Origin of the sequence: Roseixanthobacter psychrophilus (assembly GCF_043195195.1) — a bacterium.
In the GTDB taxonomy this organism is placed as follows: domain Bacteria; phylum Pseudomonadota; class Alphaproteobacteria; order Rhizobiales; family Xanthobacteraceae; genus NCEH01.
The window spans coordinates 89515-105468 of record NZ_JBAFWT010000010.1 but is presented as its reverse complement, the minus strand read 5'-3'; the positions used below and the strand labels follow the sequence as shown (position 1 = coordinate 105468).

General features: G+C 65.3%; 13 protein-coding genes. 5 read left to right on the top strand and 8 right to left on the bottom strand.

The genetic code is table 11. The annotated features are described in order from the left end of the window. Positions 1 to 5 precede the first annotated feature (5 nt). Complete coding sequence (gene mazG / locus V5F77_RS11915) at positions 6 to 878, top strand: nucleoside triphosphate pyrophosphohydrolase (protein WP_429005566.1); 873 nt, start codon at positions 6 to 8, stop codon at positions 876 to 878. Between the two features lie 209 nt (positions 879 to 1087). After that, positions 1088 to 1360 carry a hypothetical protein gene (locus V5F77_RS11910; RefSeq protein WP_429005565.1) on the top strand — a complete coding sequence of 91 codons (273 nt, stop codon included), beginning with the start codon at positions 1088 to 1090 and terminating at the stop codon, positions 1358 to 1360. A gap of 198 nt (positions 1361 to 1558) precedes the next feature. Here V5F77_RS11910 and V5F77_RS11905 read toward each other — a convergent pair whose 3' ends face one another. From V5F77_RS11905 to kdpF, 6 genes are all read right to left on the bottom strand, one after another. Continuing rightward, the gene (locus V5F77_RS11905) at positions 1559 to 2248 is read right to left on the bottom strand and encodes a response regulator (protein WP_429005564.1); all 690 of its coding nucleotides are present in this window, start codon (positions 2246 to 2248) and stop codon (positions 1559 to 1561) included. 10 nt (positions 2249 to 2258) lie between these two features. Next, on the bottom strand, positions 2259 to 4952 hold the full coding sequence (locus V5F77_RS11900; RefSeq protein ID WP_429005563.1) for a DUF4118 domain-containing protein: 2694 nt from the start codon (positions 4950 to 4952) through the stop codon (positions 2259 to 2261). Between the two features lie 65 nt (positions 4953 to 5017). Then, the gene (kdpC, locus tag V5F77_RS11895; protein ID WP_429005562.1) at positions 5018 to 5581 is read right to left on the bottom strand and encodes a potassium-transporting ATPase subunit KdpC; all 564 of its coding nucleotides are present in this window, start codon (positions 5579 to 5581) and stop codon (positions 5018 to 5020) included. Positions 5582 to 5592: 11 nt separating this feature from the next. Next, on the bottom strand, positions 5593 to 7644 hold the full coding sequence (gene kdpB / locus V5F77_RS11890; RefSeq protein ID WP_429005561.1) for a potassium-transporting ATPase subunit KdpB: 2052 nt from the start codon (positions 7642 to 7644) through the stop codon (positions 5593 to 5595). Positions 7645 to 7659: 15 nt separating this feature from the next. After that, positions 7660 to 9369 (bottom strand): potassium-transporting ATPase subunit KdpA, encoded by a 1710-nt coding sequence (gene kdpA, locus V5F77_RS11885; protein WP_429005560.1) that lies wholly within the window; start codon positions 9367 to 9369, stop codon positions 7660 to 7662. Between the two features lie 50 nt (positions 9370 to 9419). Then, positions 9420 to 9506 (bottom strand): K(+)-transporting ATPase subunit F, encoded by an 87-nt coding sequence (gene kdpF / locus V5F77_RS11880; protein ID WP_348846543.1) that lies wholly within the window; start codon positions 9504 to 9506, stop codon positions 9420 to 9422. Between the two features lie 345 nt (positions 9507 to 9851). On the opposite strand from kdpF, the gene V5F77_RS11875 reads away from it, so the two are divergent. The 3 genes from V5F77_RS11875 (at position 9852) to V5F77_RS11865 (ending at position 14393) form a co-directional block, all read left to right on the top strand. Continuing rightward, positions 9852 to 11393, top strand: a complete 1542-nt coding sequence (locus V5F77_RS11875) for a bifunctional aminoglycoside phosphotransferase/ATP-binding protein (protein ID WP_429005559.1) — start codon at positions 9852 to 9854, stop codon at positions 11391 to 11393. A gap of 200 nt (positions 11394 to 11593) precedes the next feature. After that, positions 11594 to 11983, top strand: coding sequence for a hypothetical protein (locus tag V5F77_RS11870; protein WP_429005558.1), 390 nt, complete (start codon positions 11594 to 11596; stop codon positions 11981 to 11983). 214 nt (positions 11984 to 12197) lie between these two features. Continuing rightward, complete coding sequence (locus V5F77_RS11865; protein WP_429005557.1) at positions 12198 to 14393, top strand: TonB-dependent receptor; 2196 nt, start codon at positions 12198 to 12200, stop codon at positions 14391 to 14393. Between the two features lie 51 nt (positions 14394 to 14444). Here V5F77_RS11865 and V5F77_RS11860 read toward each other — a convergent pair whose 3' ends face one another. After that, on the bottom strand, positions 14445 to 14903 hold the full coding sequence (locus tag V5F77_RS11860) for a type II toxin-antitoxin system RatA family toxin (protein ID WP_429005556.1): 459 nt from the start codon (positions 14901 to 14903) through the stop codon (positions 14445 to 14447). 4 nt (positions 14904 to 14907) lie between these two features. Continuing rightward, positions 14908 to 15861, bottom strand: a complete 954-nt coding sequence (lipA, locus tag V5F77_RS11855; RefSeq protein WP_429005555.1) for a lipoyl synthase — start codon at positions 15859 to 15861, stop codon at positions 14908 to 14910. Positions 15862 to 15954: the final 93 nt, after the last annotated feature.

The following is a 15954-nucleotide window of genomic DNA, read 5'->3' as shown; positions in this document are numbered from 1 at the left end:
TCCCCATGCAGCCCTCCCGCGACCTTGCCCGCCTGGTGGAGATCATGGCGGCGCTGCGCACGCCCGGCACCGGCTGCCCGTGGGATCTGGAGCAGGATTTCTCCACCATCGCCCCTTACACAATCGAGGAAGCCTATGAAGTGGCCGATGCCATCGCGCGCGGCGACATGGCCGACCTGCCGGACGAACTGGGTGACCTGCTGCTCCAAGTGGTATTTCATTCCCGGCTAGGGGAAGAAGCAGATCTGTTCGACCTCGGCGACGTGGTCGAGGCCATCACCACCAAGCTCATCCGCCGCCATCCCCACGTCTTCGGCACCGCACGCGATCTCAGTCCGCAGGCCGTGAAGGGGCTCTGGAGCGAGATCAAGGCGCAGGAAAAGGCCGAGCGCGCCCAGCGCCGCGCGGCCGCCGGACTGCCCGCGGACGAGACCGGCCGGACGCTCGATGGCGTGCCGGTCGGCCTACCGGCCCTCACACGCGCGCTGAAGCTGCAGGAAAAAGCCGGTCGCGTTGGCTTTGATTGGAACGATGCGCGGCAGGTACTGGCAAAAATCCGGGAGGAGACCGAGGAGGTCTCCCAGGCCCTGGATGCGGGCGGCGTCGAGGCCGTGAAGGACGAAATCGGCGACCTGCTGTTCGCGCTCGTCAACCTCGCCCGCCATGCCGGCGTCGACCCGGAGGCGGCGCTGCGCGGCACCAATGAGAAATTCTCCCGCCGCTTTGCCTTTGTCGAGGACCAGCTTGCCGCTACCGGCCGCACGCCGAAAGAGGCGAGCTTGGACGAGATGGAAGCCTTTTGGATCGCCGCCAAGCAGGAAGAGCGGACGCGCTGCGGGGCGCCGGACCCCGGCGCATCAGTTCTCCCCTTCCCTTGAGTTAAGAACGCTGTTGAACTTTTTTCGATGCGGGCGGAACCTGATCCCTGCACGTGCGTTTTGCTCGTGTTGACCCGCGACTTTGAGTTTTGCGGGCAGCATTCTTTCTTGTTCCGGTATCTTTCGCATCCGCCCATTACCGGGGTCGGACACGCGGGCGGTCGGCGGGAAGGAAATACGGAAAACGCACGGCCTTGGAGGGAAAAAAGATGCAAACACAATCCCCAAGTTACGTGACGCGTCCGCTGCGTATCCTCATCGGCGGGGAAGATCGCAATGTCCGCGGCCTGGAGGATGCCATCGGCTTCCTGCAGGCCCATGAGGCGGACGAAGTCGGTCAATATGCCGAAATGCTGCTGGCCCAGATGGAGCACGCCCGCACGCCGGAAATGCGGGCCCACGCCTGGGTCGCCTTCGAGACCTGGTCCCAGGCCTTCGGGCTTTCAGTCACACCGTTCGGGGCTTATTCGCACGCGGCGTGACGCCGATGGTGGGCGCGCCCCGCTCGCCCAGGCATCGGTCACGCCCGTGCGGCGCCCCGGCAAATCCCGCGCAGTCCCCACAGGGATCGGGGATGCCGGAAACGGGCGCCGCCCTTGCTTCGAGATCGCCCGTCACGCCACCGCGACGGGCACCTCCTCGCCGATCCTCCCCACGGCGACGCCGCTCGGAACCGATGATCACCCCATGCCGCCGGCGCGATAGCCGATGCCGGGCTCGGTGATGATGAGAGCCGGCGCACTCGGATCCAGCTCCAGCTTCTGGCGCAACTGTCCGACATAGACCCGGAGATATTGGGTATCCTGCCCATGGGCCGGTCCCCACACCGTCGTGAGCAATTGGTGGTGAGTTACCACCTTTCCCTCATGGCGGGCGAGAAATACCAGAAGCTCGAATTCCTTGGGCGTCAGCTTCACCTCGTCACCGTCGCGGCTCACGCGGTGACGAGCACGGTCGATCTCGACCGGCCCCACCCGAAGGACCGGATCTTCCGAAACATCCCCCGCCCGGTGCCGCAGGGCTGCGCGGATACGCGCCATCAGTTCGCCGATTCCGAAGGGCTTGTTGACGAAGTCATCGGCCCCGAGGTCCAGCGCCTCGATCTTCTCGGCTTCCCGCTCACGCGCCGACAGTACGATGACCGGCACCTGGGACCAGGCCCGCAGGCGACGGATGACGTCCTTGCCGTCCATGTCCGGCAAGCCAAGGTCGAGCACCACGGCGTCAGGTGGATGGGTGGCGATCTCACGCAAGGCGCGCGCCCCGTCCTCTGCGGCCGAAACCTCGTATCCCGCAGCCGCGAGTGCGGGGGCCAGAAAACGATGGATCGCAGGCTCGTCGTCCACCACCAGAATCTTGCCGAGGCTCATGCTGTGGTCCTCAGGATGCGTCGGCGGGTATGCCGCCGATGGGAAGTAGGAAGGTGAACCGCGCGCCGCGACGCGTGCCCTCGACCGGACTCTGTGCAGTGACGCTGCCACCATGCGCCTCGACGATGCCCTTAGCGATCGCGAGGCCGAGGCCCGACCCCTCCCCGCCATCAGCGCCCTCACGCACCGCGCGCACGAACTTTTCGAACACATGAGGCAGAAGCTCCGGCGCGATGCCGGGGCCGTCGTCGGTCACTGAAATCTCGATCATATTCCCCACGCGGCGGGCAGCGAGGACCACATGGGCGCCGGGGCCGGCATAGCGCATGGCGTTGCCGACCACGTTCGCCAGAACTTGATTCAGGAGGATCTGGTCGGCGAATACCAGCGGAAGGTTCTTTTCGCCTTCCACCGCGAACAATTGGGTGGCGCCGCGCCGCTTGGCGAGGACCACCGCCTGACTCATCACCTCGCCGATATCGGTCCAGTCGCGCCGCAGATCCAGCGCGCCCGCCTCCAGGCGGGTCATGGACAGCAGGTTGCGCACCATGCCGTCGAGATGCTCGGCCTCCTCGCGCACCTGGGAGAGCAGGTCGCGCCGCTGCTCGGGGGCAATGCGCTCGCCATAATCGATCAGCGCCGTCGCCGCACCGAGGATCGAGGACAGGGGCGTGCGGAAATCATGGCTGATGGAGGCGAGGAGGATATTGCGCACCCGCTCCGCCTCGGCTGCCGTCTTCACGTTCGCCATTTCGTCGGCGAGGCCGGAGCGGTCCAGGGCGACCGCCGTCTGGTCGGCAAGCGTGTTGAGCAGCACCGCCGATTCCGGATCGAGCGGGCCCGCCGGCCCGGCGCTTTCGATGCCGATCACGCCCACCTGCACGTCGCGCGCGCGCAACGGCAAGAACAGCCATGGCACGCTCGGCAGCGTGCCGGTGCCGGCGCCGGCCGGTTCGTTGCGTTCCAGTGCCCAGCGCGCCGCGCTCATGGAGGCGGTATCCAGCCGATCCTCCGGCGGCCAGGCTGCCGCGAGAATGATCTCCGTGCCGCGCGGCACCAGGATCGCAGTCGAGCGCCCGAGGATGGTCTGGATCTCGGAGGCCGCGCCCTCCGCCACTGCATTGGCGTCCACAAGGGCAGAAAGCTTGCGGGTGAATTCATAGAGACGGCGCGCCGCCCGCATGCGGATCGCCGCCGCATCCGCGCGCTCCCGCGAATGCCCCGCGACGGTGGAGATCAGCACAGCGATGATGAGGAAGATCGCCAGCGCCAGAAATTCGTGCGGCCGTGCGATGGTGAAGGTATAGACCGGGTCGATGAAGAAGAAATTGTAGGTCAGCGCAGACAGCAGGGAGGCGAACACGGCCGCCCGCACGCCGAACTGAATCGCAGGAACCAGCACCGCCAGCAGATAGACCATCGAAACGTTCGGCAGCGCCACCATTTCGGTGAGCCCCTCACCCGCAACCGTCGCCAACGCCACCGCGCCCAGCGCCACGACATAGCCGAGCGTTTCCCCGCGCGTGGCGTGCAGGGACCGCACCCGACGCGCCGGCGCCGTCTCGGCTTCCGCGCCGAAGGTCACCACATGCACCGCGATGCCGTCCGCCTTACGCACCAGGGCATCGGCCAAGGTGCGCGAGAGCACGCGATTGAGGCGCGAGGGTCGTGCCTGCGCCACCACGACCTGCGTGACATTCTCGAACCGCGCAAAGCGCAGCAATTCGGCGACCAGATCATTGCCCACCAGGGCGCGGGTTTCGGCCCCGAGGCTCTCCGCAAGGCGTAGCGCCTCCTGAATGCGCTGCCGGTCGGCGACGCTCGGCAGCGCGCCGGGGCGTTCCACCGTGACGGCGAACCAGGGCGCATCGGCGAGATCGGCAAGGCGCTTCGCCTCGCGCACCACCCGCTGAGCCGAGGCGTCCGGCCCGACGCACACCAGGATGCGCTCCCCTGCCGCCCACGGCCCCTCGATGGCGCCGCCCTGCATATGCTCGACGAGATCGCTGTCCACCCGCGCCGCAACCCGGCGCAGGGCGAGCTCGCGCAAGGCGGTGAGATTGGTGGGCTTGAAGAAATTCTCGATCGCCCGCGCAGCGGTGTCCTGGATATAGATCTTGCCCTCGGCGAGCCGCTTCAGCAACTCGTCCGGCGGCAAGTCCACCATCACCACCTCATCGGCCTCCTGGAGGGCGGTATCCGGCACGGTTTCGCGCACGCGCACGCCGGAAATACGCTGCACCACCTCGTTCAGGCTCTCCAGGTGCTGGATGTTGAGCGTGGTCCACACGTCGATGCCGGCATCGAGGATGTCGCGCACATCCTGCCAGCGCTTGGGATGGCGGCTGCCCGGAACGTTGGTGTGGGCATATTCATCCACCAGAAGAAGGCCCGGCCGGCGCGCGAGCGCGGCATCGAGGTCGAACTCCGGCACCAGCCGGCCGCGATAGGCGATGGAGCGGCGCGGCAGGATTTCGAGGCCCTCGGTCACCGCCTCGGTTTCGCGCCGACCGTGAGTCTCGACGATGCCGACGACAACATCCTTGCCGCCCTCCTTGGCCGCCTTCGCGGCCTGGCACATGGCGTAGGTCTTACCAACGCCCGGCGCGGCGCCGAGAAACACGCGCAGCTTTCCCTTGCCCTCACGCTCGGCCTTGGCGAGGAGGGCGTCAGGTGACGCGCGCGGCTTGTCCTGCAATTTCACGTCCCTTGGTTCAGGGTCTCAGGAGCAGGCGGGCCGATCCTTGAAGACCGGCCCGCCCGTGGCAACTATTTTTGTGCGTCCAAAGCCAGGTTCAACTTCAGCACGTTGACGCGCGGCTCGCCGAAGATGCCGAGTTCGCGCGGCTGGATGTTCTGCTCCACCACCTGGCGGACCATGCCCTCCGGGAGGTTGCGGGCGGTGGCGACGCGCTTCACCTGATCCAGCGCATAGGCTGGGGAGATGTGCGGATCAAGGCCGCTGCCGGAGGTAGTCACGGCATCGGCCGGGACCGGCCCGCTGATACCCTGCGCACGAAGTGCAGCGACATCGGCGAGAATACGGTCCTTCAGCTTGGCGCTGGTGGGCGCAAGGTTGCTGCCGGAGGAGTTGGATGCGTCATATCCCTCCCCGGCCGCCGAAGGCCGGGGATGGAAATAGCCGGCGCCCTCGGTCTTCTGGCCGATCAGGGCCGAACCGACCACGACGCCGCCGCGCTCGATCCGGCTGCCGTTGGCGGCGGCTGGAAAGGCCACCTGGGCGATGCCGGTGACTGCCAGCGGATAGGCAATGCCGGTGAGGAGAGTGAAGGCCACCAAAACGACGATGGCGGGACGAAGCTGGGACAACATAAGCGCCTCCTTCAGGCGAGGCCGAGGGCGGTCACGGCGAGGTCCACAAGCTTGATGCCGATGAAGGGCACCAAGAGGCCGCCGAGGCCGTAGATGAACAGATTGCGGGCGAGTACGCGCTCGGCGCTCGCCGGCTTGTAAGGCACACCCCGCAGGGCTAGCGGAATCAGCGCGATGATGATCAGCGCGTTGAAGATCACAGCCGAGAGAATGGCGCTCTGGGGTGTCGACAGGCCCATGACATTGAGCACGCTCAATTCCGGGATCGCGACGACGAACAGCGCCGGGATGATGGCGAAATACTTCGCCACGTCATTGGCGATCGAGAAGGTGGTCAACGAGCCGCGCGTCATCAAGAGCTGCTTGCCGATGCCGACAATCTCGATGAGCTTGGTGGGATCGCTGTCGAGGTCCACCATGTTGCCGGCCTCGCGGGCGGCCTGGGTGCCGGTCTGCATGGCGACGCCAACATCCGCCTGCGCCAAAGCCGGCGCGTCGTTGGTGCCGTCACCGCACATGGCCACCAGCCGTCCGCGCCGCTGCTCGTTGCGGATATAGCTGAGCTTGTCCTGCGGGGTGGCCTCGGCGATGAAATCGTCGACGCCCGCCTCGGAGGCGATGGCGGCGGCAGTCACCGGATTGTCGCCCGTCACCATCACCGTGCGGATGCCCATGCGGCGAAGCTCGGCAAAGCGCTCCTTGATGTCCGGCTTCACCACGTCCTTCAGATGGATGACGCCCAGCAAGCGTCCGCCTTCCGCAAGGCCCAGCGGCGTGCCGCCGGAGCGAGCGATGCGATCGACCGCCGCGTTGAACTCCACCGGCTCCGACACCTTGCGGGTCGTACCCTCGGAAACGAAGCGGCGCACCGCATCCACCGCCCCCTTGCGGATCTTGCGAGCAGCAAGGTCGATGCCGGAAATGCGGGTAGAGGCGGAGAAGGGCACGAAGCTCGCGCCGTCCGGCACCATTGTCACGTCGATGCCGAACGTCTCCCGCGCCAGGGCGAGGATGGAACGCCCTTCCGCCGTCTCGTCGGCGAGGGAAGCGAGCACAGCCGCCTCCATGGCCTCGTGATCGGAAACGCCGGGAACCGGGATGATCTCGGTGGCCATGCGGTTGCCGAAGGTGATGGTGCCGGTCTTGTCGAGCAGCAAGGTGTCGACGTCGCCCGCCGCCTCCACCGCGCGGCCGGACATGGCGAGCACGTTGTGGCGCACCAGACGGTCCATGCCGGCGATGCCGATGGCCGAGAGCAGGCCGCCGATGGTGGTGGGGATCAGCGTCACCAGCAGGGCCACCAGGACCGGCACCGCCAGTTCGGTCCCACCATAGAGCCCGAGGCCGTAGAGCGTGACGACGGTGATGAGGAAGATCAGCGTCATGCCCACCAGCAGGATGGTGAGGGCAATCTCGTTGGGGGTCTTCTGCCGTTCTGCGCCTTCCACCAAAGCTATCATGCGATCGAGGAAGGACGAGCCGGCCGCCGCTGTGATGCGCACCACCACGAAGTCGGAAACCACCGTGGTGCCGCCGGTGACGGCCGAGCGGTCGCCGCCGCTTTCGCGGATGACGGGGGCGCTCTCGCCGGTGATCGCGGCTTCGTTCACCGAGGCGATGCCCTCGATGATCTCGCCGTCGCCGGGCACGAGGTCGCCGGCCTCCACCAGCACGATGTCGCCCACCTTGAGTTCAAGCGCCGAGACGCTGGTGTAGCGCTCCCGGTTCTTGGGATCGGCGAGCTTCTTCGCCACCGTGTCGGTGCGGGCCCGCTTCAGGCTTTCCGCCTGAGCGCGCCCCCGCCCTTCCGCCACTGCTTCGGCGAAATTGGCGAACAGCACGGTAAACCACAGCCAGCCCATGATCTGGCCGGTGAACAAGACCGGCGCGCCGATCAACAGATCGCGCAGGAAAATGGCGGTGACGAGTGTCGCCACCACTTCAGTAACGAAGATCACCGGATTCTTCATCAAGAAGCGCGGATCGAGCTTCTTGAAGGCATCGACGACGGCCCGACCGATCAGGTCGGGGCTGGCGATGGAGGAGACGGATTTAGCGGACATGGTTTGCTCCGTTCCTCAGAAGGTCTTGCCGGCCAGCATTTGCACCTGCTCGGCGATCGGGCCGAGGGCGAATGCCGGGAAGAATTGCAGACCGCCGAGGATCAAGATGACGCCGATAAGGAGGCCGACGAACAGCGGCCCATGGGTCGGGAAAGTGCCGGCGGACGCCGCCAGCCGGGGTTTGGCCGCGAGCGACCCGGCAATCGCCATCATCGGCACGATATAGGCGAAGCGGCCGAACAGCATGGCGATGCCGAGCGTGGTGTTCCACCAAGGGGTGTTGGCAGACAGCGAGGCGAACGCCGAGCCATTGTTGCCGGTGCCGGAGGCATAGGCATAGAGCACCTCGGTCAGGCCGTGCGGTCCGCCGTTGCCGATACCCGCCGCGGGACCCGAGAGATTGGCGGCAAGTGAGGTGAAGCCGAGCACGAACACCGGCAGCACCAGGCTCGCCAGCACCGCCATCTTCACTTCCTTAGCCTCGATCTTCTTGCCGAGATATTCCGGCGTGCGGCCCACCATGAGGCCGCCGACGAACACGGCGAGAATGGCCATCACCAGCAGGCCGTACAGGCCCGAACCGACGCCGCCCGGCAGGATCTCGCCGAGCTTGATCAGCACCAACGGTACCATGCCGCCGAGCGGGGTGAAGGAGCCGTGCATGGCGTTCACCGCCCCGCACGACAGGCCAGTGGTGACCGCCGCCCAGAGAGCGGAAAGCGCGAGGCCGAAACGCACCTCCTTGCCTTCCATATTGCCGCCGGCCGGGTCGAGCCCCGCCTGCTGCAGCATCGGCGTGCCGGCCGCTTCCGCCCAATAGGCGATGGCGACACCTGTGATCAGCAGCACGAACACAACCGCTAGCAACGCCTTGGCCTGGCGCTTATCGCCGATGAGATGGCCGAAGGCGAACACGATGGCGGTAGAGATCACCAGCATCTGCCACACCTGCAGCATGTTGCCGAGGGCTGTCGGGTTCTCGAAGGGATGGGCAGCATTGACGTTGAAGAAGCCGCCGCCATTGGTGCCGAGCTGCTTGATGGCGATCTGCGAGGCCACCGGGCCAATCGAGATGGTCTGATGCGCACCGTCGAGCGTGGTGGCGGTAAAGGAGCCGTCCAAGGTCTGCGGCATGCCGCTCGCCACGAGGATCAGGGCCGTCACGAAGGCGAGCGGCAACAGGATGTAGAGCGTCGCGCGGGTGGCATCGACGAAGAAATTGCCCACACCCGCCGCGCCGGACCGGGCAAAGCCCCGCACCAACGCGATGGCCAGCGCGATGCCGGTGGCGGCGGACAGGAAGTTCTGCACCGTCAGCCCCACCATCTGGCTGAAATTGCTCATGGTGGTCTCGCCGCCATAAGCCTGCCAATTGGTGTTGGTGACGAAGCTCACCGCCGTGTTGAATGCGAGATCCGGCGCCAGGGCACCGAAGCCCTGGGGATTGACCGGCAGCACGCCCTGCAGGCGCAGAATCGCGTACAGCAAGGCGAAGCCGGCGGCGTTCAGCGCCAGCATGCCGAGCGTATAGGCGACCCAGCCCTGCTCCTTGTCCGGATCGACTCCGGCAAGGCGATAGAGGCCGCGCTCGACGGGGGCGAGCACGGGGGTCAAAAAGTTGCGTTCACCCGCGAACACGCGGGCCATGAAGCGACCGAGCGGGATGGCGCATGCCACCACCGCTATGAAGAGGATCGCGATCTGAAGCCAGCCGTTGGAGGTCATGGCGTTGCATCACCTGAGAAAAGCGTTGGGGGGATCGGGCGCAAGCGCGGTCAGAACCGCTCGGGGCGCACCAATGCGAAAACGAGATAGGCGGCGAGTGAGAGGCTCACCGCCGCGCCGAGAACGAGGTCGAGCATGGGTTCCTCCTCAGGCCTGCGCCACGAAGCGCAGGTAGAGCGCCATCAGAGCGAAGAAGGCGAAGCCGAGAACGAGATAGATGAGGTCAAGCATGGAGCACTCCTTGCGTAGGGTGTCCTAGACCCGCGGTACGTAAAGCCGCGATCCGGGATTTGCCGGCGGGCATAAGGATTCCATTAAGATGAGCCGGCGTCTTCGGCGACGTGGGCTCAACGGCGCGCACAAACCGATCGCGTGGCGGAAAGCTACCGCAGGACTGGACCCATGTCATGACGCACGTCAAGGACGACCGCCCCCGGCATAAGGATATTCGGGCAAGGTTCACCCGCGTGAGGAATTCGCCGATGGATGCTCATGTGGTCGCCGATCAAAGCGCCGTCTTCGCCCTTCTGGCGGACCCCGCGGCCCATGGCGGGGTGTCGGTGACGCGCATCGACACCCACGGCGCTGCGGTGTTCCTCGCTGGCGATGCCGCCTACAAGGTGAAGCGGGCGGTCGCGTTTCCCTTCATGGATTTCTCCACCCTGGAGAAGCGCCGCGCCGCCTGTGAACGCGAGCTGGAGGTGAACCGCGCCAATGCGCCAGGGATCTATCTCAGCGTCGTTCCCATCACCCGCGCCGCCGATGGCCTCGCCCTCGGCGGCGCGGGTGAGCCGGTGGACTATGCGGTAAAGATGCGCCGCTTCGACGAGCGGCAAACCCTCGACAATCTGCCGCCCGAGGCGCTAACGCCGGATCTGCTCGCCGCCTTGGCGAAGGCCGTGAGCACGTCCCATGAGCGCGCACCGGTGATGGGCAGCGACGCCGTGGCAAGGCTGGCGCTCACCGCCGCCCAGAACGATGCCGATTTCATCGCCTCCCCAGAGCTATTCGCGCCCGAGGCGGCGCAGGCTCTCTCCCACGCCACCGCCCGCATCCTCGGTGGCGTCGTTCCGCTGCTGCGGGAGCGCGCGGCACAGGGGTTCGTGCGGCGCTGTCATGGCGACTTGCATCTGCGCAACATCGTGCTGCTGGCAGGGACGCCGGTGCTGTTCGACGCCATCGAGTTCAATGACGACATCGCCATCTGCGATGTGCTCTATGACCTCGCCTTCCTGCTCATGGACCTCTGGGAACGCGGCCACGCGGACGCCGCCAATACGGTCCTCAATCGCTATCTCTGGGACGGGCCGGCGGAACATTATGCCGGCCTTGCCGCCCTGCCCCTGTTCCTCAGCCTGCGCGCCGCAATCCGCGCGAAAGTGAGCGCGGCTGGCCTTGCCCATCTGCCGCCGGAAAAACAGGACGCCGCGCGCGCCGAAGTCCTTGATTATTTTGCCTTGGCGCAGGCGTTCCTGGCCCCTTCGGCCCCCGCCCTTCTGGCCATTGGCGGTCTCTCCGGCACCGGCAAGAGCACCCTTGCGGCCGCGCTCGCGTCGCACCTCGGCCGAGCGCCCGGCGCCGTGGTCCTGCGCAGCGACATCGAGCGCAAGCATCTCGCCGGCGTGGGGGAAACCGAGAGGCTGTCCGCAGCCGCCTATACCTTTGAGGCGACGCAGGCTGTCTATGCCCGGATGCGGGCCCGCGCGGACCTCGCCCTCGCCGCCGGACACAGCGTGATCGCCGATGCCGTCCATGCCCGCGCGGACGAGCGCGATGCCATCGCCGCCCTTGCCGGACAGGCGGGTGCGCACTTCCTGGGGCTGTGGCTGGAGGCGCCGGTGGGTCTGCTGGTGGCGCGGGTGGAGCAGCGGCGCGGCGATGCTTCGGACGCCGACGCAAAGATCGTGCGCCAGCAGGCGGATTACGACCTCGGCCCGCTCACATGGGAGCGGATCGACGTATCACACGGGGCGCAGGCGCAGGGCATCGAAGCGCTGCGCACGGCCGGCCTGCTGTCTCGCTAAACGGCAGGTGGCCCCATCGCCATCTGGCCAATTGGGGATGCGACAGCGGGCACCGCGTCATCTTGCTACGCGCGCAGAAGGTTCAGTTTGAGCAATTTTCGTTAAAAGATTGTGTCAAATCCGCGGCAAGCATGCCATGATCCTGACCCATGGGGAGCTGTGAATCAGAGCAGATCCGTTCCCATCTTAGGGACGGGATCATGAGCAAGGTCGTGACGAGCTTAAGCCGAACAGGCAGAGCCGTCGGACCTTGGCTGATGGTGGCCGCGTTGGTCTTCCAACTCGTGTTGGCCAGTACATTTGCCACCCGCCAAGCTTTTGCTGCGGATGCCAGTTCAAATATTCTCTGCCTGAACGACGCTGCCGCGCCCGAAAATGGAACGGCGGACGGAATCACCAAGGCACTGGTTCACTGCCCGCTATGCCTGTCACGCGTGGATGTCGCGCTTCTGCCACCACCTTCCGCGATCTTTCTCTCGGAACGCCTTGCGCTGCGCATCCGGTACGACGAGACGTCCGCGGCGCCCAAGGTCGCCGTCTCCCCGCGCCTCAGCCACCGCCCTCGCGCACCGCCACCTCTGTCCGCCTGAGCCGCGTCCCATCTTGAGCAAGCCCTGAGCCGACCCGACCCCCTCTCCAATCCCAGGGCGGGATCGGACGGCACGCGATGGGCCATGGCTGACAAGCGGCCTCGGAGGCTTTGCCTCGCCTTTCCCGGTTCACCTTCGGTGTCAGCCGCCGCGCGCTTCCCAGCTGCGCAGGTCGCCCGCGCCGGCTCCCTCATGCCCTTTTTCCGGACCAGCCATGACTCACCGTCTTTCCACCAGCCTTCTGCGGAGATTGCAGCAAACCGGCTGCCTCTTGCGCCCGACCGCGCTCGCCCTTGGGCTCGGGCCCAGTCTTGCCACTGGAGCCTTGGCGCAGAGCCAGGCGCCGGGTGAGCCGGACCTGCCTGCCATTGTCGTCGTCGCCCCAACCGATAGCAGCACGATTTCAGGCGAGGAGGCGGCTCAGGTGACCCTGTTCACGAGCGACACGGGTTCCCTCTTCGGTCGCCTGCCCGGTGGAGCCACCTGGGGCGCGGGCGGTGTCTCAAGCCTTCCGGTAGTGAACGGAATGGGCGCCGATCGGGTGCAGATCGCCATCAACGGCATGATCTTCAGCCCTGCCTGTCCAAACGAAATGAATCCGCCCCTCTCCTATCTCAACCCCGCCATGGTCTCGAAGGTGAAGGTCTATACGGCCACCGCTCCGGTAAGCGTCGGCGGCGACTATACCGGCGCCCGCGCCGATGTGACCCTGGCCCCGCCCGCCTTCACGCCTGGACAGACCCTCACAACCAGCGGCAGCGTATCCGGCTTCTATCGCAGCAACGGTAATTCCTATGGCGTAGACCTGAACGCAACTGTGTCCAACGAGGATACGAGCGTCACTTATACCGGCGGCTGGGCCCGGGCCAGCGACTACACCTCAGGAAACGGCACGGTCATCAAGTCGACCATGTATGAGACTCAGAACCATGCCCTGAGCGTCTCAAAGAAGTTTCAGGACCAGATCATCACGTTCCAGATCGGCGGGCAGTTCATCCCCTACCAAGGGTTCGTGAACCAATATATGGACATGACCGACAACAAGAGCATTTTCGTCAACGGCAGTTACGAAGGCATGTTCGACTGGGGCAAGCTGGAAGCGAACACGTTCTTCAATCGCGTCCGCCACACCATGGGGTTCATCGAGCCGGACAAAAGCGGCGACATGCCAATGGACACACGTAGCACCGACATGGGCTATGCGGTGAAGGGCACCATCGGTATTTCCAACATCGACATCGTTCGCGTCGGCAACGACCTTTATTACAACAAGCTCGATGATTGGTGGCCGCCAGTCGATGGCTCCATGATGATGGGGCCGAACACCTTCGAAAACATCAACAACGGCCAACGCCTGCGGTTCGGCTATTACGCCGAGTGGGAGCGCCAGTTGAACGCGCAATGGTCCACGATCGTCGGGCTGCGCAACGATATCGTCTGGATGAATGCCGGCGACGTCCAGGGCTACAATCAGATGATGTACGGCGCCAACGCGGCCGCGTTCAATGCGCTGAACCACGAGCGCACCGACTTCAACATCGACGGGTCAGCCATCCTGCGCTACCAGCCCACCAACTCGAGCCAGTACGAACTCGCCTTCGCCCGCAAAACCCGGTCTCCAAATCTCTACGAGCGCTACGCGTGGTCCACCAATGCTATGGCCATGGACATGATCGGCTGGTTCGGTGACGGGAATGGCTATGTCGGCAACATCGAACTGGTGCCCGAAAAGGCGAATACGGTAAGCTTCACCGCCACGTGGAACGATCCTGCGAAGAAGGTGTGGGAGTTGCGCGCCTCGCCTTATTACAGCTATGTGCAGGATTACATCGACGTTCAGCGCTGCGCTCTTGCCGGTTGCCTCGCCAATTTGCCGAACAATCTGACGGCGAGCGACACCTTCGTCTTCCTGCAATTCGCAAATGTGGACGCGTGGCTGTACGGCGTAAATATCGATGGCAAGCTCGCCCTGTGGGATAATTCCACATTCGGCCAGGGCGTATTCCGCGGCGCTTTGAACTTCGTGCGCGGCCAGCGAACCGACGGCATCAATCTCTACCACATCATGCCGGTCAACGCGACGCTGGCACTCGACCATACGCTGGGCAATTGGACGACCAGCTTCGAGGTGCAATTGGTCGGGGAGAAGACCGAGGTCAGCCAAGTACACAACGAACTGGAAACCGCCGCTTATGCTCTGCTCAATTTTCGCACCAGCTATCAGCTGCAGCGCCTCCGCGTGGACTTTGGCATCGCCAACATTCTCGACACCGAATATGACTTGCCGCTCGGAGGCGCCAACCTCGTGAATTACCAGGTGTCTTCAATGATGGGGACGTCGTCCGCCTGGGGCTATTCGGTGGCCGGCCCGGGCCGGTCCATCAACACGCGCGTGACCCTCAACTTCTGAGTCCACACACTCCTGCGACCGGCGGAAGCACAGCTTTCGCCGGAGCGGCGCTCATGCCGCTGCGCCGTACACCACATCCGCCCGCTTCTCGAACGCATCGGCGAAGCGGCGGAACGCGGCGTCGAACATGGCGCCCATCAGCAGGCCCAGCGTGCGCGAGCGGAATTCATAGGAGATGAAGAAGCTCACCTCGCATTTGCCGCCCTCGACGTCGCGGAACTCCCAGCGATTGTCGAGGCGGCTGAAAGGTCCGTCCAGATATTCCACATGGATGGTGAGCTTGGGCCTATCCAGCGTGACCCGGGAGGTGAAAGTCTCGCGGATCATCTTGTAGGCGACCGTCATGTCGGCCACGAGCACCTCCTGCCCCTCTCCCCCGGGCGTGCGGCGGCGCACGCGGAGGGATTGGCAAAGGGGAACGAATTCCGGGTAATGGTCGATGTCCGCCACGAGATCGAACATCTCGGCGGCGGAATGCTTCACCACCCGCTTGCTGGAGAATGACGGCACGCCCTCACACTCGCCCGAGCTTGGCCTCGCGGGCGCTGCGAAGACGCGCGAAATCCTCGCCCGCATGGTGCGAGGACCGCGTCAGCGGGCTCGACGAAACCATCAGGAAGCCCTTGGCATAGGCCACGGCCTCGAAGGCGGAGAATTCGTCCGGCGTCACGAAGCGCTCCACCTTGTGGTGCTTGCGGGTGGGCTGGAGATACTGGCCGATGGTGATGAAATCCACTTCGGCCGAGCGCAGGTCGTCCATGAGCTGGAGCACCTCGTTGCGCTCCTCGCCCAGGCCCACCATGATTCCGGACTTGGTGAAGATGGAGGGGTCCAGCTCCTTCACCTGCTGCAACAGGCGCAGCGAGTGGAAATAGCGCGCGCCGGGCCGCACGGTGAGATACTTCGCCGGCACAGTTTCCAAATTATGGTTGAACACGTCGGGCTTGGCCTCGACCACCACCTCGATCGCGCCGGGCTTGCGCAGGAAGTCGGGGGTCAGGATCTCGATGGTGGTGGCGGGGCTCGCGGCGCGCAGTGCGCGGATGGTGTGGGCGAAGTGCGCTGCGCCCCCGTCCGAAAGATCGTCGCGATCCACCGAGGTGATGACCACATGGGAGAGGCCGAGCTTGGCTACCGCCTCCGCCACCTTGTCCGGCTCGCCCTGATCCAGCGCCTGCGGCAGGCCGGTCCGCACATTGCAGAAGGCACAGGCGCGGGTGCAGGTGTCGCCCATGATCATGAAGGTCGCGTGCTTCTTTTCCCAGCACTCGCCGATATTGGGGCAGCCGGCTTCTTCGCACACCGTATGCAGGCCGTTGGCGCGCACGATCTCGGCAGTTTTCGACCATCCGGCCGAACCCGGCGCCCGGACGCGGATCCATTCCGGCTTGCGCAGAATCTCGCTCTCGGGGCGGTGCGCCTTTTCCGGGTGGCGGGGCCTGTTTAGCGTGTTGACGACCGTGACCATATCTTCAGGCGACTTTCGCGCGCGATAAAAGCATCGCTTCAAAATCTAGTCTTCCATCGCGCCAGCGTCGAGCCGGCGCGATGCAGTGCTGAC